The organism is Bradyrhizobium sp. LA6.1 (assembly GCF_040547805.1).
GTDB classification, from domain to species: Bacteria; Pseudomonadota; Alphaproteobacteria; order Rhizobiales; family Xanthobacteraceae; genus Bradyrhizobium; species Bradyrhizobium barranii.
In genome coordinates this window covers 57,087-78,618 of sequence record NZ_JBEPQK010000026.1, presented here as the reverse complement: position 1 = coordinate 78,618, position 21,532 = coordinate 57,087, and the positions used below count along the sequence as shown (strand labels likewise).

Here is a 21,532-nt window from a genome sequence, read left to right as displayed (position 1 = left end):
CAGAGATGAGCGAGCAACGGCCGGTCGGCGCGATCCTGAACATGCTTGGGCTGCTCGGGATCTCGTTGATCCTGACGGTGGCGTTCACCTATCAGCTTGCGCTCGGCGAGCTGCCCTGTCCGCTTTGCCTGTTGCAAAGGGCCGGGTTCATCGCGGTCGGCATGGGGTTCCTGTTCAACATGCGCCTCGGTGAACGCGGGTCTCACTACGCGATGATTCTCGTTTCCAGCCTCGTCACCGGCTGCATCTCGATGCGGCAGGTGTCGCTGCATCTTGCGCCCGGCGATCCAGGATACGGCTCGGCGCTGTTTGGGTTGCATTTCTACACCTGGGCGCTGATCGCGGCGATCGGGATCGTCTGTTATGTCGCGCTCGTCTTCATCCTGAAGGATGTGACCGGCAAGCGAGACGGGGACGCGCCTTTGAACGGTGCGGCATCGAACACGGTCTTCGCGATCTTTGCGTTGCTGGTCGCCGCCAATCTCTTGTCCACCGTGCTGGAGTGCGGCGCGGGGCAGTGCGACGACAACCCGGTTCGCTATCTCCTGCTCAAGTGATCGGATTGAAGCGGCCGTCGTGCAGGAACGCGATCGTCTGCTCGATCGCGACGGTGTTTCGTGGCAGTCCAGTGTGCGATGCCTTGACGACGATGTGGTCGGCCATGTCGGCCAATTTCGCGCTTGCGACGGAAACCCGTCCGTCATTGGGCCGCGGCAGGACAAAGGCCGAGGCGATTGGCGCGATGGTGCGGCATCCCGCGATGACGCCGATCGCATAATCGGGCGGCGGCAGGGCGGCGATCACAGGGGGCTGGGCTGTCGAAAGCTGCAAGCCGGCCGGCCCGAAAACAGCGCGGTAAAGCGAGAGGTCCTTCAGGAGATCGGCGACTTCGCTGCCACCGTTGGGCGTGCCCAGCATCACGACGCGGCCGAGCCGCACCGGTCGATATCGCGCGATGTAAACCCTCGTGAGCAACCCGCCCATGGAATGGGCGACGAAGTGGATCGCGCCGTCGCATTGCGCTGCAAACGTGGCGACCGGCGCGTGGATGTCTTCCGCAAGCTCCTCGAGCGGCTTCTTGCGGCTGGGGTAGCCGAGATTGAGCGTGGCGAAGCCGTGACGCTGCAACGCTCGATCCAGCCTCTTCAGTGTCCAGGCACCGACGCCGATGCCGTGAAGCAGGACCACGCCGTCGCACCGGGCTTCCGCCGGAGCGACGGACGTGGGCTGGATCTCACGCAACCTCGCGCTCCGGCGAGGACGCCTGCTCGCGGGCCATCGTCGTTGCCGTGACATAGTCGGTCTTGCCGGTGCCGAGCAACGGCACCTTGTCGACCACCATGATCGCCGCGGGCACGGTCAGCTCGGACGCGCCGATTGCCTTGGCCTGGCCCTGCATCGCGCTGCGCTCGGCGGTCTTCTCCGTCGTCAGCAGCACGATGCGCTCGCCCTTGCGCTGGTCGGGGATCGACACGGCGACCGAGGCGGCCTGCGGCCATAGCGCCGTCGCGATGCTCTCGACCGCCGACAGCGAGACCATTTCGCCTGCGATCTTGGCGAAGCGCTTGGCGCGTCCCTTGATGGTGATGAAGCCGGCCGCGTCGATCGCCACGATGTCGCCGGTGTCGTGCCAGCCCTCGGCGAGCGGTTCGAGCACGCCGGGATTTTCGGCCCTGAGGTAACCGAGCATCACGTTCGGTCCGCGCACCGACAGGCGTCCGCCTTCCTCGATGCCGGGGACCGGATCGAGGCGGCTTTCCATCAGCGGTGACAGGCGGCCGACGGTGCCGGGACGATTGGCCATCGGCGTGTTCATCGCCAGCACCGGCGCCGTCTCGGTGACGCCGTAGCCTTCCAGGATGCGGATGCCGTAGCGTTCCATGAACACCTGACGTGTGCGATCCTTCACCGCCTCCGCGCCGGCGATCACCAGGCGCAGCGTGCGGAAGTCGTAGGCGTGCGCCGAACGGGCGTAGCCGGTGAGGAAGGTGTCGGTGCCGAACAGGATCGTGGCGCCGGTCTGGTAGATCAGCTCCGGCACGATGCGGTAGTGCAGCGGCGAGGGGTACATGTAGATCGGAATGCCAGCGAGCAGCGGCATCATCATTCCGCCGGTCAGCCCGAACGAGTGGAACACCGGCAGCACGTTGAACACCTTGTCATTGGCGTTGGCATCGACCCGGGCCAGCGCCTGCGCCGCATTCGCAAGGATGTTGCGATGGGACAGCACCACGCCCTTGGGCGTGCCTTCCGAGCCCGAGGTGAACAGCACGACAGCCGGATCGTCGGCCTGGCGGGCGACGCGCGGCGCAGTGCCCGCGAGCAGCCCCTTGATCTTGTCGGCCGTACCGATCGAGGCGCGGACGTCCTCGAGATAGACGACGCGGGCCTCCGCGGAGATCGCGGCCATCAGCTTGTCGAGTTTGCCCTTCTCGATAAAGGCCTTCGACGTTAGCACGGTCTTGACCTGCGCGGCCTTCATGGCGGCGAGGACGTTGACCGGTCCGGCCGAGAAGTTGAGCATGGCCGGGACCCGGCCGATGCTTTGCAGCGCCATGAAGACGACGGCGACGCCTGCGGAATTCGGCAGCAGCACGCCGACATTCTCGCCGGCCGTGGTGCCGGCTTCGAGCTTGCGGCTCAAGACCTGCGCGCCGAGGATCAGCTTGCGATAGGTCAGCTTGGTGCCGAGCGCGTCCTCGATGATGACCTTGCCGGTGTCACGATCGCGATAGGCGTGTCCGAGTGCTTCGAACAGCGTGTGATCGAGCATGGCGTTCTTCACCATCGCATCGATCATCACGTCCTGAAGTGCGGCGCCCGCGGCATTGCGGCGTGCCTTGCCCTTCAGCGTCGGATCGACCGGAAGCTTGACCGGCGGCAGGATCGTGACCGTCACCCGCGGGAACCACGAGCGTTTGATCTGGCTGCCGTTGAGATAGCTGAGATGCGAGCGCTGCGCGCCCTCGATGCGAATGGGCACGACCACCGCATCGGCCTTGTCCGCGATCATCGCGGTGCCGTCGTAGACCTTCATCAGCGAGCCGGAGACGGTGATGCGTCCCTCCGGGAAGATCACCACGGGCTCGCCGGCGGCGACGAGCTTGATCAGGTCGCGGGCGGCCAGCGGCTTGGTCGGGTCCATGGTGTAGTGCTTGACGACGCGCAAGAACGGCTTGGCCCACCAGGCCTTGGAGATGCCGGTATCGACCGCGAAGCTGGCGTCGATCGGCAGCACGGCGTGCAGCAGCGGGCCATCGATCAGGCTGACATGGTTCGGTGCGATCAGCATGCGCGTGCCCGGAGGCGGCAGGTTCTCGAGGCCACGAACCTCGGTACGGAACAGCGCGCGGAACAGCAGCCCGCCGAAATCGCGTACGCCTTCCTTGCCCCACTTGGTCAGCACGAACCACACCGCGCCGAAGCTGGCGACGCCGAGGCCGAAGAAGATCCAGCCGATATGGAGGCCAGCTGCCTGGAGCAGTGCGACGAACAGCGAGCCGACCACCATGAAGGCAGCCTGCAGCACGTTGCCGGCGGCGATGATGCGAGCGCGCTCGGTCGGTTGCGACCAGGCCTGGACGGCAGCAAAGGACGGAACGACGAACAGGCCACCGCCGAATGCGAAGGCGACGAAGTCGATCAGCATGCGCAGGCCGGCGAACGAGGTTGCGAAGTCGACCGCGGCGATGTCCTGCCCCTTGGCGGTCACACCGATGGCCCAGGCGAGATCAAGGCCGGCAAACCCCATGATGATCGCGCCGATCGGCACCAGCGCGAGGTTCGGGCGGACGTGGCTCAGGCTGGCCGCGAACAGCGAGCCGATGGCGATGCCGATCGCGAAGGTCGCAAGACACAGCGTCACCACGCCTTCGGTGCCACCGACGACCTCCTTGACCAGCGCCGGCAGCAGCGACAGCACGATGGCGCCGACCAGCCAGAACCACGAGACGATCACGGTGCCGTCCCACAGCCGCTTGTCCGCGTAGAGCGTCTTCAACAGGCCGACCGTCGAGGTCCAGGGATTGGCGGTGACGGGCAGGTCGGGGGCGGATGGCGTCGTCTGCGGAATGCGGGAGGCGAAGGCCCAGGACAGCAGGGCCAGCAGGACCACGGCCGATGCAACCCAGCCCATATGCGCGGAGCCGGCCACGAACTGGCCGCCGGCGACGGTGCCGAGCAGGATGGCCATGAAGGTGGCGCCTTCGACCAGCGCGTTGCCGGTTGCGAGCTCACCGAGCTCGAGCTGGTCCGGCAGCATGGCGTATTTCACGGGACCGAACAGGGCGGCGATGACGCCGAACAGCGCGAGCGCCGTGAACAGCAGCGGCACCGAGTGCAGGAAGAAGCCGGCGGCGGCAAAGGCCGCCGCAAAGATCTCCGCGAATTTGAGCCGCCGAGCAACGACGGATTTGACGTATTTGTCGGCGAGCTGGCCGCCGAGCCCCGACAGGATGAAATAGGGGAAGATGAAGACGGCGCCTGCGACCGTCACCAGCGCGTCGCCGTGGCCGGTCGCGGCACTGTAAAGCAGGATGATGACGAGTGCGTTCTTGAGCACGTTGTCATTGAGCGCCGAGAAAAATTGCGCCCAGAACAGCGGCGCAAAGCGGCGTGACGACATCAATTCCCTGATCATGACAAGTCCTGTTTTGGGAAGGCAGCCTGAGATTGTTACGTTGTCGGTGAGGCGTCACGACCGGAAGCTTACGGGACGAACGATGGCTGGATGACGACGGTCGCCGGCCTGCTCTGTCCCCTCGACCCTTCCGATCCTGTTGGTCTCCAAATGGTCTCGTTAGGTTCGCAAATATCTGGTCGCAGCCGTGGTTCGGACGGACTGGCCGCGCTTTTCCGGATACCGCGCGGAGCGATGAGGAAAAGTTGAACCGCATCGCCAAAGGCCGCGACATCGGCTGCGAATGTCGGGACATGGTAAGTCCTTCCTTGCAACCGGGTCTTGCATTCGAGCCGACCGGAACGTCCCGGGTGCGCACGCCTCAGGTGAGATGAGCGAGGTGGCGAAAGGGCGAGAGGCGGCCGAGCAGGCTGAACCGACGGCCCGCGTGACGGCTACGGGCGCGGCTCGCCCGCCACATCCGAAAGGTCGCGCGGCGCTCGGTGAGCACGCCAGCGATGTCGCAGGCATTTGCGATGCGATCGATCGGTTGCATCGCGAACTTGAGGACGGCCCGGCCAAGGCCGGCCACGAGAGCTGCGGCGTCGTCGACGAAGGTGGTGGCGATATCAACAGCGAGGGTTTGCATTTTGCAGATCTCCGGGTTAATTTGAACAATGTTCACATGAGTAGCTTGAAAATGAACAATGTTCAAGAAGAATCGCCACGCGACCAGAAAAAAAATCGGCGGAGGCTCCAGATCCTGGAGATCGCCCGCGACATTATTTCAGCTAAGGGGCTGAGATCATTGAAGGTTCGTGACGTTGCGGAGGCTGCCGGCTGCTCGGTGGGCAGCGTCTATAACGAGTTCGGCGACTTCGACGGGGTGATCCTGACGGTCAATCGGGAGACGGTTCAGGCGCTCACGGTGCGGCTTGGCGAGGTCCCGGGGGAAGATCCCGTTCGCCAGCTCTACGGGCTGGCCGCGACCTATCTCGAATTTTTCGCCGAGCACGCAAACCTGCTGCGCTCGTTGTTCGAGCATCGGATGGAGGACGACCGTCCTTATCCCGACGACATCCTTCAGATGGTGATGGACGCTTTCGCGCTGATGCATCCACCCCTGGTGCGGCTGCTACCGGCTGCGGACGACGTGCGGATCGCGCTGCTGTCGCGCACGCTGTTTTCCGCCGTGCACGGAATCATCTCGCTCGGCCTCGAGGAGCGCATGGTGGCGGTGCCGCCCCAGATGCTGCGCCAGCAGGTCGAGCAATTCGTCGATACGCATCTCGCCGGCCTCGGGATCGTGCCGGTCGGCGCACGGTCGCCTTGAGGAGGCCAAGCGGCTACCAAGCGTATCGCAGGCTCGCGGTGCCGGAATAAGTGGTGCTGCGCGCCGCGAACTCGCCGTCGAACTTCGCCGACAGGGCAACGCCGTTCGAAAACTTCAGCTCGGCACCGGCAGATGCGAGCGCGGTGTTCTTGGCCGGCGTTGCGCCATTGACGATGAAGCTCGCGCCGGGCAGCGTCTGGAATGCGGCGACGAGCGTCGGATCGCTCACCCAATCATGGGCCCAGGCCGCGCGGCCGCGCAACGTGAGGACCGAGTTCGGCGTGACCAGCGTCGCGCGATCGAAGCGCGCGCCGAGCTCACTCCGTGTGTCGGAGGCCGTGCGTCCCTGATAGGTCAGGCCAAAGCCGCTGCCGGCCAGATCGGCCTCGGTATAAGTCGGTGTGCGAAAAGCCTGCGCCTGCGCCGCCACGTACGGCGTGAAGCCGCCAATCGGCGTGGCGAAGCGATAGCCGCCCTCGATGCGGCCTCCGACGGTTTGCGCGTCGAATTTGGCGGTGAGCTGGTTGCCGAACGGAGCGAGCCGGTCTGTCGACATCCAATGATTGGCCACGGCGAGAGAGGCGGCGAAATAGGCCGGCCCTGTACGCACGGCGGTGTAGACGCCGGCCTGGATTGCATCGCTCTTGCCGCCGCCGATCGCCTGCGCGAGGTCCCATTTGGTGCCGCCGCCCGACAGCGCGAAACCGACCAGCGCATCGCGGCCGAAATGATAATCGGCGCCGGCCGCGACGCCGCCGGTGCGCGCGCCGAGGTCGTGACTGCCGATCACGACGGGGTCGCCGCTGGTGCGGTTGGTACCGCCGAACGCCGTGCCCCAAGCCGTCCAGCGCTCCGCAAAGACCGGCGCTTTCATGGCAGGCGTCCCCAGCACCTTGTTGTAGGCGAGGGCGATATCGTCCGGCAGCGCGGCGCGTTCGGGGCTGAAACCAAGCGCCGTGTCGCCGGTGCTCATGCCACTGCGTCCACCTACGAACGGATCAAGCATGAGGCCGAGGAATTGGCTCGTGAACTGGAAGGCGCCCTGCTGGGCGCCGGTGGCGGCTTCACCCGAAAGCTGGTCCAGACTGTAACGGAGTTGGGCGTCGCTCTGGCCTGCGAAGGAGGAGAGGAAAGGCAGGTTGGGACCGAACGCGCTCAAGGCGCCGGCCACGGCCTTCTGGTTCTGCGTCTGGGCGAGGGAGAGGAATGCGGCGTTGTTGTAGTTGAGCGTCAGGAAGACGCTGAACCCGTCATAGCTGAGGGAGGAAGCGAAGAGCAGCGGATTGTATCCGCTGACAGTCACGCCCGAGAAGCTGCCGGTGACGCCAGTCGTCGTGCTCAGGATCGTGTATTGCGTCGAGGGGTTATAGGCGCCGGCGATCGTGTTGACTGCGACGGTGCCGCCGTTCAACGCTGCGCTGACCGCGAGGATCTTCTCGGATTGTCCGGTAGCGGTGACGGAGATCGCGTAGGTCGAGCCGGCGTTGAATGTGACATTGCCGGAGCTCGTCAGCGTACCGAGATTGCCGGGCAAGACCGTGCCGCCCGATAGCACCGTGATATTGCCGATCGCGCCGTTACCGCTGAGGATGCCCGCGCTGACGGTCGTCGCGATGTTGGGCATCGAGCCGTTCACCTCGACGGTGCCGGCCAGGACATTCATGGTCGCGATCTCCGTCGTCGAGCCGTTCATCGTCCAGGTGGAGCTGCCGGTCTTTTCCAGCACCTCGAATTCCCGGAACTGACCGGCCGCGCCGAATATGCTGAGATTGAACGCTGCGTTGGTGGCCCCGCCCAGGCGCAGCGTGTCCGTTCCGTTGCCGCCGAGGACCCATCCCGTGATGCTCGATCCCGCTCGCAACTCGAAGACGTCGTTGCCTCCCTTCAGGTCGACAGCCGTGCTGACGCCACCGCTGATGATCGTGCCTGAGTTGATGATGGTGTCCTGATTGGCCGAGCCGATGATTGCCGTGCCCGAGGCACTCGAGATCGTGCCGGCGTTGCTGACGACGTTGCCGTCGGCCGCGCCGCTCAGATCGACGGCCGCGACATTGATGGCATGGACAAAGCCGCTCGACAGGATGTTCGCCTGATTGTTCGCCGACCCGGCACCGATGCTGATGCTGATGGCTCCGGTGACGCCGTTTCCGACCGTACCTCCGATCACGATGATGTTGTTGCTCGAATTGGCCAGTGCGAGCCCCGACGTGCCGAGGCTCGATGACCCAACCATGGCGCCGGCATCCACGGTGATGGTGTTGCCGCCGCCGCCGATCACTGCAATGCCGTCGCTGTTGGCGGATGTGACCGTTGCGTTGCCGAAGACCTTGGCCGCGCTATTGGATGCCGCCTCGAGGACAACGCTGGCAAAGGTCGGGTCATTCAGAGAGGTCGCGGTGCCGTCTCCAATGTTGACGGTGACACCGCTGACCACGGGCGCCGTCTTGATCTGGGTGTTGCCCGCTCCGGTGCAGGTGATCGAATCGCCTGACTGCAGCGCTGCCTGCGCGCCGCTTCCAGTCACCACACAGGCCGCCTCTGCCGGCGTCGCGAGCCACGGCAGCGCACCACCTGCGGCAACAGCGCCGATCGCGGTGCTCAAGAGAAACGCACGCCGCCGACACGTCTTCGCGCGACGGATCCGGGGCGGGGGCAACAAACCATTCCAGGGCACCTGCAAACTCCTCTTTCGGCACGGTCCGGGCGGAATTCGGACCGCAACGTTGGCTGGTGCCATGCTTAGCGAGGGAGGTTCTGGCCATCGTGGATCAGCGCGCAAGGCGGTGTGGCGGAAAGCGAAAGACGCAGTTTTTTGGGAGCAATGTGGCCGCGGCGTCACATAGCCGCGCCGCTGCGACGCCGTTGGACGATGTCTGCAATCGGATGCCGGGGTTGAGAGGGCGCCGGCGCCTGTCAACCTCGCGCTGCGACGGCCTCGCGCGGACGGGCTGCAACGACGACGACGTCCGGTCTGCCATTGTCGACCTGTACCCGGTTGCGCCCCTTTTCCTTGGCGCGGTAGCAGGCGGCATCCGCGCGCCGCATGGCGTCCTCGAGCGTGGTGTTGCCGTCCGCGATACAGGCGACGCCGATGCTGGCAGTCACCGCGAAGCAACGATCGTCCCAGGCGAAGGTGAACAGCTCGAGCGATCTGCGCAGGCGTTCGGCGATATCGACGGTGGTCGAGGGCGAGCACTGCGGCAGGATCAGGCCGAATTCGTCGCCGCCGAGCCGGGCCACCAGATCATGCGGCCCCCGGTCCTGTTGCAGCAGGCGCGAGACCTGGCAGAGCAGGCGGTCGCCGGCGAGGTGGCCGCAGGTGTCGTTGACGCTCTTGAACTGGTCGAGGTCGAGCAGGATCAGGCCCAGCGAACCCGCCGCGGTGGTGTCCAGCACGCTTTGCAGGCGCGCCTCGAAGGCGCGGCGGTTGGACAGGCCGGTCAACCAGTCGTGCGATGCCTGCCATGCCAGGCGCTCCTTCTCGGCATGCAAAGCATCCTCGAACGCCTGTCGTTGCAGCATCAAGCGCCGCGTGTGCCAGATCAGGAGCAGGATCAGCGTCGCGGCCGCCACGATGTTGATGCACGTCAGCGTGACCTTGATGGCGCGCGAGCCTTCGCCGAGGACGGTCGAGAACCGCTTTGCATGCACCGTGAACTGCGTGTTGAGTTCCGAGAGCCGCGACGACAGCAGCCGCAGGCGGTCGCGGTCCTCAATGGGTCCGTGCGCCAACTCGGACCGGATGACCTCGCCGAAGACGCTGAGCTCCAGCAACATGGGATCGGTGGCCGCCCACTCGTGGATCGCTTCCTGGAGGAAGCTGACGCGGTTGAAATAGCGGAACAGCCAGATCAATCCCGGAACGTCATCGGGATGGTTGCCGCCTTGCAGAAACCCGACGCGGGCGGCCTCGACGTCGACCGGATCGCGCTCGAGTGCCCAGCGCGCGAACTCATCGCCGATGGGAACGGCGAGGGACGCCTGGTAGTGGGTGAACTGGCTCGGTTCGCCTGAATGCAGATAGAGATTGAGGAAATAGACCGCGTTCTTCTGTGACCGCGACCACATCGCTTCGCCCGCGACATAGGCGCGGACCGATGACATCACCTCGAGGCTGAATCCCGCGATCGTTGCCTGGAGCACGACGACCATCACGAATGGCGAGACAAGTTTGATGACGTGAAGGAAACTACGCCCCTTCGTCGACGTCGCTGTTCTGCGAAACACCCTGCATTCCCCAAATCGATCAACGACCCCACCGGAGCGTCGCGCCTGCAACGCCAAGTAGAGGGGAAAGTTGCTTAACTCGACCCCAAGGACGCAGGCGACTGCACTGCAGGGTGAAAGCGTCGTGAAGCGGATGCCCGCAGATCGTTGCAAATGCCGACCAACCGGAACCGATGCGGTCGTGGCGAACCAATGCCTCGCATTCGTCCTGCGCGGTTTACCTGATCGAGAGAGTTTGGTCCGGCGCTAGACCAGCACCGGCTTGCGCACCCGGCCAGCGTCGCCGAACACGCGCAAATAGCGTTCGATCTCGGAGGGCATGCCGGTCGCCTTCTCCGGATTGTCCGAGAGCTTGACGGCCGGGTGGCCGTCAACCGACGACACCTTGCAGACCAGCGAGATGGGATCGAGATTGAACGAGCCGTCCGGCGGGCAGCCGACGAAATCATTGGTGAGGTTGGTGCCCCAGCCGAACGAGAGCCGCGAGCGACCGGAGAAGTGGTGATAGGTCTCCTCAATCGAGCCGACATCCATCGCATCGGAGAAGACGAGCAGCTTGTCCTTGGGGTTGCGGCCCTTCTTTTCCCACCAGGCGATGATCTCCTCGCCGGCCTGGATCGGTGGCGCGCTGTCGGGGCGGAAGCCGGTCCAGTCGGCGACCCATTCCGGCGCATCGCGCAGGAAGGATTTGGTGCCGAAGGCGTCGGGCAGCGCGATCAGGAGATTGCCGCCATAGGTCTGGCGCCATTGGTCGAGAATGCGATAGGGCGCCCAGCGCAACTCCTCGTCGTCCTTGGCAAGCGCAGCCGCGACCATCGGCAGCTCATGCGCATTGGTGCCGATGGCTTCGAGATCATTGTCCATCGCCAGCAGCACGTTGGAGGTGCCGATGAAGGACGGGCCCAGGCCTTCCTTCACCGCCTCGACGCACCAGCGCTGCCAGAGGAAGCCGTGGCGGCGGCGGGTGCCGAAGTCGGAGAGCCGCAAATTCTCGAGCTGGCGCAGCCGCTCGACCTTGGTCCACAGCTTGGCCTTGGCGCGGGCATAGAGCACGTCGAGCTCGAAGCGGCCGCGGCCCTTCATCGCGGCGCGCGACCGCAACTCGTTGAGGATGGCGAGCGCCGGAATTTCCCACATCGTGGTGTGGGTCCAGGGGCCGTGGAAATGCAGCTCGTACTGGCCCTCGACCTTGCGCAGCTCGTATTCGGGCAGCCGGAATTCGGCCAGCCAGCGGATGAAGTCCGCCGAGAACATGTGGGTCTTGCCGTAGAAGGTGTTACCGGCAAGCCAGATCAGCTCTTTCTTGGCGAAGCGGATGGTGCGGGCGTGGTCGAGCTGGGCGCGCAGCTCGCCCTCGTCGATGATCTCGGCCAGCCGCACATGGCGCGAGCGGTTGATGACCGAGAAGGTCACCTGCTGATTCGGATAGTCCTCCCGAATCATCTGCAACATCAATAGCTTGTAGAAGTCGGTATCCAGCAGGCTGCGGATGATGGGGTCCAGCCGCCAGCTATGATTGTAGGTCCGGCTCGCAATATCGGTCACTGTCATGGGACAATTCTAGCGTGGCGGCCCTCGCGCAACCAGTGGGTTTGGCGAAGGGCAGACTTCCCTGAAACCGTAACCGAGGCTCAGTCTCCGGCCGCCGTTGCCGCCACGGTTTCGAGCTGGCCGCGGATCCAGCGATGGGCCGGGTCTTTCTGATAGCGCTGATGCCAGACCATGAACATCGGCAGCTCGGCCAGCGTCTTTGTCCGCGACGCCAGCGGAATCGGTACATGCGCAAAGCCGCGCATCACACCGGAGGCGAGCAGGCTCGGCATGCTGGCCAGCATCTGCGAGCCGTGCAGGAAGGGCGGCACGCCGGAAAAGCTCGGCACGGAGATGGCGATGTCACGAAGAAAGCCGTTCGCCGCCAGCCGGCGGTCGAAGTCGAGCCGCTCGTTGTCGGTATAGACCACCGTGATGTGGCGTGCTGCGAGATAGGCGCTGCGGCCGGCCGGCGCGGTGCGCGCCTTGGGATCGAAGTAGCAGACGTAGTGATCGCTGAGCAGCCGCTTCTGCACGATGTCCACGCCGGATGGCGGCAGCGGCGTGACCATGAGATCGCAGCGGTTTTCGCGCAGCATCGCGGGCGACGGCGATTGCGAGGGGATCACGCGCAGGTTCAGGCTCCTGACCTGTCCCGCGACATGATCGAAGAACCGCGGCAACAGCAGATCGCGCTGGAAATCATTGGCGGCGATCGTCAGCGAAAGCTGCGCGCGCGCCGGCTCGAAGGTGACGCCGCCGGCAAAGCTGCGCATCTCGTCGATCAGCGCCCGCGCTTTCGCAGCCAAGGCCTGGGCATGGGCGGTGGCGACGATGCCGCGGCCGGATTTGGCAAACAGCGGATCGCCCGCGATCCGCCGCAACTTGTTCAGCCCGTGACTGACCGCCGATTGCGTCAGACCAAGCCGCGTCGCTGCCGCCGTGACCGAGCCTTCCTCCAGCACGGCAAGGAACAGTTCGAGGGCGTGGCCGTCGAGCGCCAAATGATCGATTTCCTTCATGTAATTCATTATAATCGATCTATTTATCTTGAGAATAGATCGTCCCATGATCTCCCGATAAGCCGCGCCCCCGGACCCGGGCGCCACAGGGAGAGACAACGCCGATGAACGTCCAGGCGCCAGCCTTGCAGGATCCCCGCCTCAACCGACCCGAGCCGTTCAGCCTTCGCGACGGCGGCTTCTTCCAGCGCGACCGCTCGATCCATCCACCGGCACATGCGCCCGGCTACAAATCCTCGGTGCTGCGCTCGCCGCGCCAGCCGCTGCTGTCGATCGAGAACTCGGTCTCGGAGATCACGGGTCCGGTGTTCAGCCACAACGATCTCGGCCCGCTCGACAATGATCTGATCCGCAACTACGCCAAGGATGGCGATCCCGTCGGCGAGCGCATCATAGTCCATGGCCGCGTGCTGGACGAGACCGGCCGCGGCGTGCCGAACACGCTGGTCGAGTTCTGGCAGGCCAATGCCGGCGGTCGCTACCGGCACAAGAAGGACACCTATCTCGCCCCGATCGATCCGAATTTCGGCGGCTGCGGCCGCGCGCTGAGCGACGACACCGGCTACTATTATTTCCGCACCGTGAAGCCGGGTCCCTATCCCTGGCGCAACTTCGTCAACAGCTGGCGTCCCGCCCACATCCACTTCTCGGTGTTCGGCTCGGGCTTTGCGCAGCGGCTGATCACCCAGATGTATTTTGAGGGCGATCCCCTGATCCCGGTCTGCCCGATCCTGACGACGATCCCGGACAAGGACGCGCTCGACCGCCTCGTGGCGCCGCTCGACCTCAACGCCTCGACGCCGTTCGACTCGCTCGCCTACCGCTTCGACATCGTGCTGCGCGGCCAGCGTTCCACCTATTTCGAAAATCGCACCGCGGGGAACTGAGCCAATGCCGCAGCCGCTCGACTATCTCAAGGAAACCGCCTCGCAGACCGCCGGGCCCTACGTCCATATCGGCCTGATCCCGGCCATGGCCGGCTTCGACATTTTTAAGAAGAACTTTTCTAACGTGCTGGTGACGCCGAACACGCCAGGCGAGCGCATCACGCTGGAGGGCAAGGTGTTCGACGGCAGCGGCACGCCGCTGCGCGATGTGCTGCTCGAAATCTGGCAGGCCAACGCAACCGGCCGCTATAACCATCCGGCCGATCGCCCGGCCGGCCCGGTGGACGAGGAGTTTCGCGGCTGGGGCCGCGCCGGCTCCGATTTCGAGAGCGGGTTGGTGACGTTCGAGACCATCAAGCCGGGCGCGATCACGGACAAGGCAGGCCGCAAAGGCGCGCCGTACGTCAATATCTGGATCGTCGCGCGCGGCATCAACATCGGTCTCAATACGCGGCTCTATTTCTCCGACGAAGAAGCCGCGAATGCCGCCGACCCCGTGCTCAACCTGGTCGAGCCGCCGGTGCGGCGCGCGACGCTGATCGCCACGCGCGGTGAGCGCGCCGGCAAGGTCGTGTACTCCTTCACGATCAATCTGCAGGGGGCGGAGGAGACGGTGTTCTTCGACGTCTGACGATCCGCCGATCGCCCCGCAGGATCATTCCACCTGGTCGCCTCGATTGATCGATCCGCGCGTGGTGGCTTGCGGTGGTTGCGGGCGCATCTCGCGCGATCCCGGCCGCTCGGCCGGGGCGCGCCCCACTCTTGGCTTCAGCTCTGTCAAATCGATGAAGACGTCGGCCTGCCGGCGCAGTTCGTCGGCAACCATGGGAGGCTGGCTCGCAAGCGTGGAGACGACCGTCACGCGGACGCCGCGGCGTTGCACGGCTTCCACCAGTGAACGAAAATCCCCATCGCCCGAGAACAGCACGATCTGATTGACGTGCTCGGCGAGTTCCATGGCGTTCACGGCGAGTTCCACATCCATGCTGCCCCTCATCTTGCGGCGGCCGGTCGTGGCGTCAACGAACTCCTTGGCGAGCTTGGTGACGACGGTGTACCCGTTATAGTCGAGCCAATCGATCAATGGGCGGATTGACGAGTATTCCTGATCCTCGCTCACGGTCGTGTAGTAGAAGGCTCGCAGCAACGTACCTCGGCCGTGAAATTCGCCGAGCAGGCGCCTGTAGTCGATATCGAAACCGAGCGCCTTGGTGGCGGCATAGAGATTGGGGCCATCGATGAAGACCGCAATCTTCTCAAACGAAGACATTATGCACTAATCCCCAGTTCCGCATTGAAGCCGGCAGGTTCAGCCGCCAGGGCTGTGTGCCGGCCGGAAAACGTCGAAGTCGCCGATGGCCCGCGGAAAAAGGCGGCGCAGACGGCCGGAGGGGGGGCCGTCCCGCGCCAGTTAAGGGAGGTTGCTGCTATCAGCGCCAGGATTCCGAATGCAGTCACGTTAATGCGTGCGCATGCCACGCTCAATTGTACGGAGGTAAACGGCGCGTATCCAAAGGGTTGGATGCTCTATACGAAGGTAAGTGGCGCGCTGGTTCGGATCTCGACAGCCCGGCGCGATCGCGGATACGACCGGCCGCAAATGCGCGCCGCACGTCGATGTCTGGATTGTTGCGCGCACCCGAGGACCGGATCATCGACGTGGGATGGCCTCAAGCCTCGCCGCCATGGAGTTGGGCGCGAAAGGCGCGCGGCGACAGGCCCGTGGCCGCGGCATAGACGCGGCTGAAATAGGCGGGATCCTCGAAGCCGAGCGCGTAGGCGATCGTCGAGACCGGCAAATTGGTGTAGACGAGGTTGCGACGCGCCTCGCGGATCAGCCGGTTGAGGATCAGGTGGGAGGCGGTGTCGCCGGTCGCCGCCCGCGTCAGCCGGTTGAGATGGGTCGGCGTGATCGACAGCGCGCCGGCATAGTCCGCAACGCTCCAGCGTTCCAGATGATGCTGTTCCAACAGCGCCTCGAAGCGGCGGAACAACCCGCTTTCCGCCGTGCCGTTGCCGCCGCTCTCGCTGGTGAGCGCGCGGGCCACCAGCCCGATCATGGCCGCCGACAGTGCACGCAGCACGTGCGCGCGGCCGAAAGCGCGCGCGGCGTGCTCGGCGAAGATCTGCTTCATGGTGGTGCGGATCTGCGGCGTGCCGCGCACCACGGCCGATCGGGACAGGGCGCCGCGCAGTCCTTCCGAGGCAAGCAGTGCCTCGTCCAGAATTTCCGCAGCGATGGTCAGCACCCAGCCCTGGGTATCGGGCTCGAAGCGGAAGCCGTGGACATGGCCGACCGGCACATTGACGACCTGCATTGGCCGGAGCGGCACCACGCGCCCGTCGAGCGTCGCCTCGCCACCACCGCGCTCGATCAGCAGCACCTGGTGCAGCCGGGCATGGCGGTGCACGGCCAGCGTCCAGTCGTGCAGCACCGAGCGTGACGCGATCGTCTCGCAATGCACGACGTCGGGCAGATCGCCGGACTCGCCGAAGAGGTTGTAGACCCGGATTGCCGGGGCTGAGGCTGCGCTTTTCATGTTCGAATAGTACAAGACAAAGACGAAACCCTCCATCGGTTTGCGGCGGCGGATCTGCAAAAAACGCAGCGACGGGAGGACGTAAAAATGAAAGTTCAGGTCTGCATCATCGGCGGTGGGCCGTCCGGGCTGCTGTTGTCCCAGCTTCTGCACCTGAAGGGCATCGATACGGTCGTGCTGGAGAAATACAGCCGCGACCACGTTCTCGCCCGCATCCGTGCCGGCGTGCTCGAGCACGGCTTCGCCAGGTTGATGCGCGAGGCGCAGTGCGGCGAGCGGATGGACCGCGAGGGCGAGATCCACAACGGTTTCGAGATCGCGCATGACGGCGTGCTCTCCCACATCGACCTGCACAAGCATTCCGGCGGCAATTCGGTGCTGGTCTACGGCCAGACCGAGCTGACGCGCGACCTCTACGAGGCGCGCGATCGCCTCGGCGGCAAGGTCGTGCACAACGCCGAGGACGTGACGCCACACGATCTGACGTCGGACCGGCCCTACGTGACCTATCGATCGAACGACGAGATCGTCCGCATCGATTGCGACTACGTCGTTGGCGCCGACGGCTTTCACGGCGTCAGCCGCAGGTCCATCCCGAAGGACGTGCTGCGCGAATACGAGAAGGTCTATCCGTTCGGCTGGCTCGGCGTGCTGTCGCGCACGAAACCGGTGTCGCCCGAGCTGATCTATGTGAAGCATGAACGCGGCTTTGCGCTCTGCTCGCTGCGCTCACAAGTGCTGAGCCGCTACTACGTCCAGGTGCCGTTGACCGACAAGGTGGAGGACTGGAGCGACGATGCGTTCTGGACGGAGCTGAAGCGTCGCCTGCCGGACGAGGTCGCCGGCCACCTGATCACCGGGCCCTCGATCGAGAAGAGCATCGCGCCCCTGCGCAGCTTCGTCGCCGAGCCGATGAGCTACGGCCGCCTGTTCCTCGCCGGCGATGCCGCCCACATCGTGCCACCGACCGGCGCGCGCGGGCTCAACAGCGCCGCCTCCGACATCTACTATCTCTACCACGCCATGCTTGCGCATTATCAGCACGGCGACGATTCCGGCCTTGCGGGCTATTCCGCCAAGGCGCTTGCGCGGATATGGAAAGCGCAGCGTTTTTCGTGGTGGATGACGATGCTGCTGCATCGTTTTCCCGACCGTTCCGAATACGAGGACCGGCTTCAGCAGACGGAGCTCGAGTACCTGCTCTCGTCCGAGACGGCGCAGCGGCTGCTCGCGGAGAATTATGTGGGATTGCCGTTTTAGCGACGGTTTGTGACCGCTCAGCTGACGTTGCCGCTCCAAAGGGGAGCTCTCCTCGCGGCACGAGGCGAGTTCGCCTGTCAGGCCGGTTCCCTTTCAATAAGTGGTGACGGACGCCGAAATGCTCTGTTGCCTCGTGCGATCGTTCCTACCTCCTCAACCGAACAGGAGGGCGTAGCGATGACGAACACAGCGCTTGTGGTCGGCGCCAGCGGTATTGTCGGCAGCAATCTCGCCCGCCATCTCAGCGATCGCGGCTGGCAGGTGCTTGGGCTCGCAAGGCGCCCACCAAGCGGCCTCGATGGTGTTCGTCCCATCGCGGCCGATCTGCAGGATCCGGCCTCGCTTCGCGACATCCTGGCGAGCCTTCGTCCCACTCACGTGTTTCTCGCCACATGGCTACGTCAGCCAACCGAGGCGGAAAATATCCGCGTTAACGCTGCGATGGTGCGCAACGTGCTGGGGGCACTTTCCGGCGCAGATACGCTTTCTCATGTCGCGCTGGTCACCGGGCTAAAGCATTACCTGGGACCGTTCGAGTCCTACGGTAAAGGCAGGCTGCCCGCGACGCCATTCCGCGAGGAGCAACCGCGGCTCGATGTCGAGAACTTCTACTACGCTCAGGAGGACGAACTATTCGATGCGGCCAGGCGCGGTGGTTTCAGCTGGAGCATTCACCGCCCGCACACGATCATCGGTTATGCGATAGGCAACGCCATGAACATGGGAACGACGCTTGCCGTCTACGCGACGATCTGTCGAGAAACGGGGCGGCCATTTCTCTTTCCAGGCTCGGCGATGCAATGGACCGGCTTGACGGATATGACGGATGCCAGATTGCTGGCGCGGCACCTGGAATGGGCCGCGACGACGACGGTCGCGCGAGACCAGGCATTCAACGTCGTAAATGGCGATGTCTTCCGATGGAGCTGGATGTGGGCGCGACTGGCCGGCTGGTTCGGGTTGCAGCCTGCCCCCTTTCCAGAGGAAATTTCGCCGCTTGAGCGTCAGCTTGCCGATTCAGGTCGTATATGGGCTGATATCGCGCTCAAGTATGATCTCGTCGAAAGAGACCTCTCCGTCCTTTCGTCGGCATGGCACACCGATGCCGACTTGGGCCGACCTATCGAAGTCGTCACCGATATGAGCAAGAGCCGTAAGCTCGGTTTCCTTGAATATCAGGCGACGGACGACAGTTTTTTCGATCTCTTTAGCAGGTTGCGTGCCGCGAACGTCATTCCTTGAGCCTTCTGACGAAGAGTAAACAACCGCTACTTTCCTTCCAGCGTATTGACTGGCGTCCACTCTGGCGATGGTGGATTTGCGGCGAGGGCTTTTGCGCGCTTGGCGAACAGCGCCGACGCCGGGTCGATCTTCGCGACGCCGTCGAACGCCTCGGCCGCCTTCGCAAACTCCCTTGCCCGCCAGCACGCCAGCCCCTCCGCATACGCTGTGGCCACCTTCGTCTGCTCGGCGCTCTCCGCGCCCTTGTCCGCGAGCGGCTCGAACACCTGGATCGCCTCGCCGCGGCCGAGCACCCTGATCGCATCGAGCTCACGCCAGGCGAAAGTGTCGCCGGTCTGCGCCATCGTCGTTTCCGAGGCCATGATGGCGGTGCCGTAATATTTGTTGGCGCCCTCGAGGCGCGAGGCGACGTTCACGGTGTCGCTCATCACGGTGTAGTTGAAACGGCGGCGCGAGCCGATATTGCCGACCACGGCTTCGCCGCTGTTGAGCCCGATGCGGTGCGACAGGCCGTGGCCTGCGAAGGCGGGATTGCTGGCGTTCAATTCCGCGAGCTTCTCGTGGCACTTCAGCGCGGCGTGAACCGCGTTGCGCGCGTGGGCCGGATCGTCGGCCGGCGCGCCGAACATCGCGACGATGGAATCGCCGATATATTTGTCGACATAGCCGCCATGGCTCTCGATGATGTCGGTCATGGCCGAGAGATATTCGTTCATCAGGGTCACCAGCTCGCCCGGCGTCATCGTCTCTGCGATCGAGGAGAAGCCGCTGAGGTCGGAGAAGAACATGGTGACGTTGCGCATCTCGCCGCCGAGCGCCGGCATCTTGCCGGAGGCAACCATGGTGTTGATCACTTCGGGCGCGAGATAAAAGGCGAAGCTCTTGCGCAGAAAACGCTCGTCGCGATCGGCCAGCATGAAGCGGTAGCCGATCATCATCGCGAGCGCCGCCAGGCTCGCGAGCGCGGGCTCTGTCAAGGGCAGCGCCAGGGCATGCACGAACGCGCCGACCGCCACGGCGGCGTAAACGGCGGTGAGGGCGAGCCAGGCGATCACCGCGCCGCCGGGTGCGAGCATGCAGGCCGCGCAGGCGATGATCGCCGCGAACGCAATCGTGAGGACGGTCCGCGCCGGAAAGCCGAGCTCCGTCACGGCGTCGCGCTCGATCAGGTTTCGCACGACGGTAGCATGCACGAACACGCCGGCGATGTCGCTGCGGGCCTTCTGCGCGGTGCCGGCCGGGGCGGGCAGGGCGCAACGCGGTGCGGGCGAGCCGTCATATCCGCCGGAAAGCCGCATCGAGGTGAGCTTGCGGTCCTCGAAGTTCAGGACGGTGCCGAGCAGCACAACCTTGCCGTCGAAGGCGCGGCGGAAGAAATCGCGGTCGCCTTTCTCGACGCAGGCACGCAGGTCGGCGAAAGAATAGGCCGGGACGTCGCGGCCCATGCCACGGTAGTTGAGCGTCAACGTGTTGGGGACCGCGCTCGGGATCGTGTAGCCGGGCAGCTGCATCGCGCCGGATGGTCCGTTCCCGGGCGTCGTGCCGAGCGCACGCGCGGCGAGTTCGACCGCCATCGCAGGGACAGGCTTGCCGTCGATGGCAAAGCTCAGCGGCATCCGCCGGATCACATCATCGGTGTCGGTATGCACGTTGAGGGCGCGGACATTGTTTTTCACCGCAAGTCGTTGTGCGGGGTAGGGTACGTCCGGATGGTCATTGCTGAGGATCTCGCCAAGCACCAGCTTGCCGCCGTCGGAGAGTTGCCGGAGTGCGATGAGGTAGTCCCGGTCAAAGCCCTTCAAGCGGCTGCCGAACGACGCATCGCCGAACGGAATCTCCGATTGCTCGATCGAGCTTGGAAAGATCACGTCGAAGCCGATGACCTTGGCGCCGCCTTCGGTGATGCTTCCGAGCACCCGGCCGATCTCGCGCGTCCAGGTCTGGGTCGGCGATCCCTTGAAAGGGGGAGTGTCGTAGGTCTCCCCGTCGATCGCAACCACGACGACCGGCGATGTTGCGGGATCACGGTGGTCGCCGACCAGCTTGCCGCGCATCGCGGTGAGGATATCGAGCGAGAGACCTTGCAGTGTCTGAAGCGGCGGGGACGTGAAGATCGCGCCCGCAACGAGCGCAATCAGGATGGCCGCAACGATGTCCCGTCCCCCGATCCGCCGCATCGCCCCGTCGCAGACCGCCTATTCGAGCCGCAGCAGCCGACCGACGATCGGCGTCGGCGATGACGTGGCGCTGGCATCGACCTGGAAGGCGTAGCGCTTGGCGCCAAGGATGGCGAGATAGCTGCCGCCCGGGGTCAGTGTCTTTCCGGCCTTGGCAAAGTCGTAGAACTTGCCGCCGACCATGATCTCGCTCTTGAGCGGCACGCTGATCGTGGGCTCCTTGCCGTCGGTGCGTTCGATCACCAGCGTGCTGCCGCTCTTGGCCTGTATCAGCGGGGCGACGCCATAGAGCGTCGGCAGCTTGGCCGGCGGCGCTCCCTTGACGTCCGATCGCATGGTGCGGAAGGTCGTTGCGGCGCTCTGGTTGGCCTCGCGCTCGGACAGTTTTGCTGCATTGGTATCGCAGGGCACCTTCTCGCGCTTGACCTCGCCGAGCTGCACGGTGCTCTGCTCGGCGCCGACCAGGACGACGCCTTCGCTGATGGTCTCGCGCTGGCAGGATTTGAGGTAGCTGAGCGTGATGCTGGCCTTGGGCCCGAGCTTGATGATCTTGCCGGGCGCGACATAGTCCATGAACGCGATGCCATCGACCTTGCCCTGGACGTCCTCGACGATCGCGGCAGGGGTCTCCGCCAAAGCGGGGGCCGCAAGACAGAACGCGCCGACACCAGCGCTGATCAGGCTTCTCATGGGAAT

Annotated in this window: 17 protein-coding genes; 6 read left to right on the top strand and 11 right to left on the bottom strand. The window is 64.7% G+C overall.

The window, feature by feature from the left end; all coding sequences use genetic code 11:
* Positions 1–5: 5 nt before the first annotated feature.
* Positions 6–557 (top strand): disulfide bond formation protein B, encoded by a 552-nt coding sequence (locus ABIB99_RS40280; protein WP_354181206.1) that lies wholly within the window; start codon positions 6–8, stop codon positions 555–557.
* On the opposite strand, the gene ABIB99_RS40275 is transcribed toward ABIB99_RS40280, so the two are convergent.
* The 3 genes from ABIB99_RS40275 to ABIB99_RS40265 all read right to left on the bottom strand — a co-directional run bounded on the left by ABIB99_RS40275 (position 550) and on the right by ABIB99_RS40265 (position 5,267).
* Positions 550–1,242 (bottom strand): esterase/lipase family protein, encoded by a 693-nt coding sequence (locus tag ABIB99_RS40275; protein WP_354181204.1) that lies wholly within the window; start codon positions 1,240–1,242, stop codon positions 550–552. The two genes, ABIB99_RS40280 and ABIB99_RS40275, sit on opposite strands and share 8 nt — an antisense overlap.
* Entirely contained in the window at positions 1,235–4,639 is a 3,405-nt protein-coding gene (locus ABIB99_RS40270; RefSeq protein WP_354181202.1) for an acyl-[ACP]--phospholipid O-acyltransferase, read from the bottom strand. Before ABIB99_RS40270 ends, ABIB99_RS40275 begins: the two co-directional genes overlap by 8 nt.
* Before the next feature lie 361 nt (positions 4,640–5,000).
* Positions 5,001–5,267, bottom strand: coding sequence for a hypothetical protein (locus ABIB99_RS40265; RefSeq protein ID WP_063985255.1), 267 nt, complete (start codon positions 5,265–5,267; stop codon positions 5,001–5,003).
* A 51-nt stretch (positions 5,268–5,318) separates the two neighbouring features.
* Between ABIB99_RS40265 and ABIB99_RS40260 the strand changes: the two genes are divergently transcribed.
* Positions 5,319–5,951, top strand: a complete 633-nt coding sequence (locus ABIB99_RS40260; RefSeq protein WP_231145213.1) for a TetR/AcrR family transcriptional regulator — start codon at positions 5,319–5,321, stop codon at positions 5,949–5,951.
* Between the two features lie 13 nt (positions 5,952–5,964).
* Here the strand turns inward: ABIB99_RS40260 and ABIB99_RS40255 are convergent, their stop codons facing one another.
* The 4 genes from ABIB99_RS40255 to ABIB99_RS40240 all read right to left on the bottom strand — a co-directional run bounded on the left by ABIB99_RS40255 (position 5,965) and on the right by ABIB99_RS40240 (position 12,739).
* Positions 5,965–8,553: an autotransporter outer membrane beta-barrel domain-containing protein gene (locus tag ABIB99_RS40255; protein ID WP_231144288.1), complete on the bottom strand. Its 2,589-nt coding sequence runs from the start codon at positions 8,551–8,553 to the stop codon at positions 5,965–5,967.
* A gap of 311 nt (positions 8,554–8,864) precedes the next feature.
* Entirely contained in the window at positions 8,865–10,178 is a 1,314-nt protein-coding gene (locus ABIB99_RS40250; protein WP_041955081.1) for a GGDEF domain-containing protein, read from the bottom strand.
* Between the two features lie 246 nt (positions 10,179–10,424).
* A complete protein-coding gene (gene pncB, locus ABIB99_RS40245; RefSeq protein ID WP_028159033.1) occupies positions 10,425–11,729 on the bottom strand; it encodes a nicotinate phosphoribosyltransferase in 1,305 nt (434 codons plus the stop codon).
* 80 nt (positions 11,730–11,809) lie between these two features.
* Complete coding sequence (locus ABIB99_RS40240) at positions 11,810–12,739, bottom strand: LysR family transcriptional regulator (protein ID WP_063985254.1); 930 nt, start codon at positions 12,737–12,739, stop codon at positions 11,810–11,812.
* Between the two features lie 95 nt (positions 12,740–12,834).
* Between ABIB99_RS40240 and pcaH the strand changes: the two genes are divergently transcribed.
* Both pcaH and pcaG read left to right on the top strand, forming a co-directional pair.
* Entirely contained in the window at positions 12,835–13,617 is a 783-nt protein-coding gene (gene pcaH, locus ABIB99_RS40235; RefSeq protein ID WP_354181198.1) for a protocatechuate 3,4-dioxygenase subunit beta, read from the top strand.
* 4 nt (positions 13,618–13,621) lie between these two features.
* The gene (gene pcaG, locus ABIB99_RS40230; RefSeq protein ID WP_063985252.1) at positions 13,622–14,248 is read left to right on the top strand and encodes a protocatechuate 3,4-dioxygenase subunit alpha; all 627 of its coding nucleotides are present in this window, start codon (positions 13,622–13,624) and stop codon (positions 14,246–14,248) included.
* A gap of 24 nt (positions 14,249–14,272) precedes the next feature.
* On the opposite strand, the gene ABIB99_RS40225 is transcribed toward pcaG, so the two are convergent.
* Positions 14,273–14,887 carry a LabA-like NYN domain-containing protein gene (locus ABIB99_RS40225; protein WP_063985251.1) on the bottom strand — a complete coding sequence of 205 codons (615 nt, stop codon included), beginning with the start codon at positions 14,885–14,887 and terminating at the stop codon, positions 14,273–14,275.
* 400 nt (positions 14,888–15,287) lie between these two features.
* The gene (locus ABIB99_RS40220) at positions 15,288–16,193 is read right to left on the bottom strand and encodes a helix-turn-helix domain-containing protein (RefSeq protein WP_354181267.1); all 906 of its coding nucleotides are present in this window, start codon (positions 16,191–16,193) and stop codon (positions 15,288–15,290) included.
* A 51-nt stretch (positions 16,194–16,244) separates the two neighbouring features.
* On the opposite strand from ABIB99_RS40220, the gene pobA reads away from it, so the two are divergent.
* Complete coding sequence (gene pobA, locus ABIB99_RS40215; RefSeq protein ID WP_231144289.1) at positions 16,245–17,417, top strand: 4-hydroxybenzoate 3-monooxygenase; 1,173 nt, start codon at positions 16,245–16,247, stop codon at positions 17,415–17,417.
* A 177-nt stretch (positions 17,418–17,594) separates the two neighbouring features.
* Positions 17,595–18,659 (top strand): SDR family oxidoreductase, encoded by a 1,065-nt coding sequence (locus ABIB99_RS40210; RefSeq protein ID WP_063985249.1) that lies wholly within the window; start codon positions 17,595–17,597, stop codon positions 18,657–18,659.
* Positions 18,660–18,685: 26 nt separating this feature from the next.
* On the opposite strand, the gene ABIB99_RS40205 is transcribed toward ABIB99_RS40210, so the two are convergent.
* A complete protein-coding gene (locus ABIB99_RS40205; protein WP_063985248.1) occupies positions 18,686–20,836 on the bottom strand; it encodes an adenylate/guanylate cyclase domain-containing protein in 2,151 nt (716 codons plus the stop codon).
* Between the two features lie 18 nt (positions 20,837–20,854).
* A complete protein-coding gene (locus ABIB99_RS40200) occupies positions 20,855–21,526 on the bottom strand; it encodes a hypothetical protein (protein ID WP_283018482.1) in 672 nt (223 codons plus the stop codon).
* Positions 21,527–21,532 lie beyond the last annotated feature (6 nt).

What these genes read in the sequence shown, in the direction of transcription:
- ABIB99_RS40280 (WP_354181206.1), top strand. Translation starts at nt 6, where the DNA reads ATGAGCGAGCAACGGCCGGTCGGCGCGATCCTGAACATGCTTGGGCTG.
- ABIB99_RS40270 (WP_354181202.1), bottom strand. Translation starts at nt 4,639, where the DNA reads ATGATCAGGGAATTGATGTCGTCACGCCGCTTTGCGCCGCTGTTCTGG.
- ABIB99_RS40265 (WP_063985255.1), bottom strand. Translation starts at nt 5,267, where the DNA reads ATGCAAACCCTCGCTGTTGATATCGCCACCACCTTCGTCGACGACGCC.
- ABIB99_RS40260 (WP_231145213.1), top strand. Translation starts at nt 5,319, where the DNA reads ATGAACAATGTTCAAGAAGAATCGCCACGCGACCAGAAAAAAAATCGG.
- pncB (WP_028159033.1), bottom strand. Translation starts at nt 11,729, where the DNA reads ATGACAGTGACCGATATTGCGAGCCGGACCTACAATCATAGCTGGCGG.
- ABIB99_RS40240 (WP_063985254.1), bottom strand. Translation starts at nt 12,739, where the DNA reads ATGAATTACATGAAGGAAATCGATCATTTGGCGCTCGACGGCCACGCC.
- pcaH (WP_354181198.1), top strand. Translation starts at nt 12,835, where the DNA reads ATGAACGTCCAGGCGCCAGCCTTGCAGGATCCCCGCCTCAACCGACCC.
- pcaG (WP_063985252.1), top strand. Translation starts at nt 13,622, where the DNA reads ATGCCGCAGCCGCTCGACTATCTCAAGGAAACCGCCTCGCAGACCGCC.
- ABIB99_RS40225 (WP_063985251.1), bottom strand. Translation starts at nt 14,887, where the DNA reads ATGTCTTCGTTTGAGAAGATTGCGGTCTTCATCGATGGCCCCAATCTC.
- ABIB99_RS40220 (WP_354181267.1), bottom strand. Translation starts at nt 16,193, where the DNA reads ATGGAGGGTTTCGTCTTTGTCTTGTACTATTCGAACATGAAAAGCGCA.
- pobA (WP_231144289.1), top strand. Translation starts at nt 16,245, where the DNA reads ATGAAAGTTCAGGTCTGCATCATCGGCGGTGGGCCGTCCGGGCTGCTG.
- ABIB99_RS40210 (WP_063985249.1), top strand. Translation starts at nt 17,595, where the DNA reads ATGACGAACACAGCGCTTGTGGTCGGCGCCAGCGGTATTGTCGGCAGC.
- ABIB99_RS40205 (WP_063985248.1), bottom strand. Translation starts at nt 20,836, where the DNA reads ATGCGGCGGATCGGGGGACGGGACATCGTTGCGGCCATCCTGATTGCG.
- ABIB99_RS40200 (WP_283018482.1), bottom strand. Translation starts at nt 21,526, where the DNA reads ATGAGAAGCCTGATCAGCGCTGGTGTCGGCGCGTTCTGTCTTGCGGCC.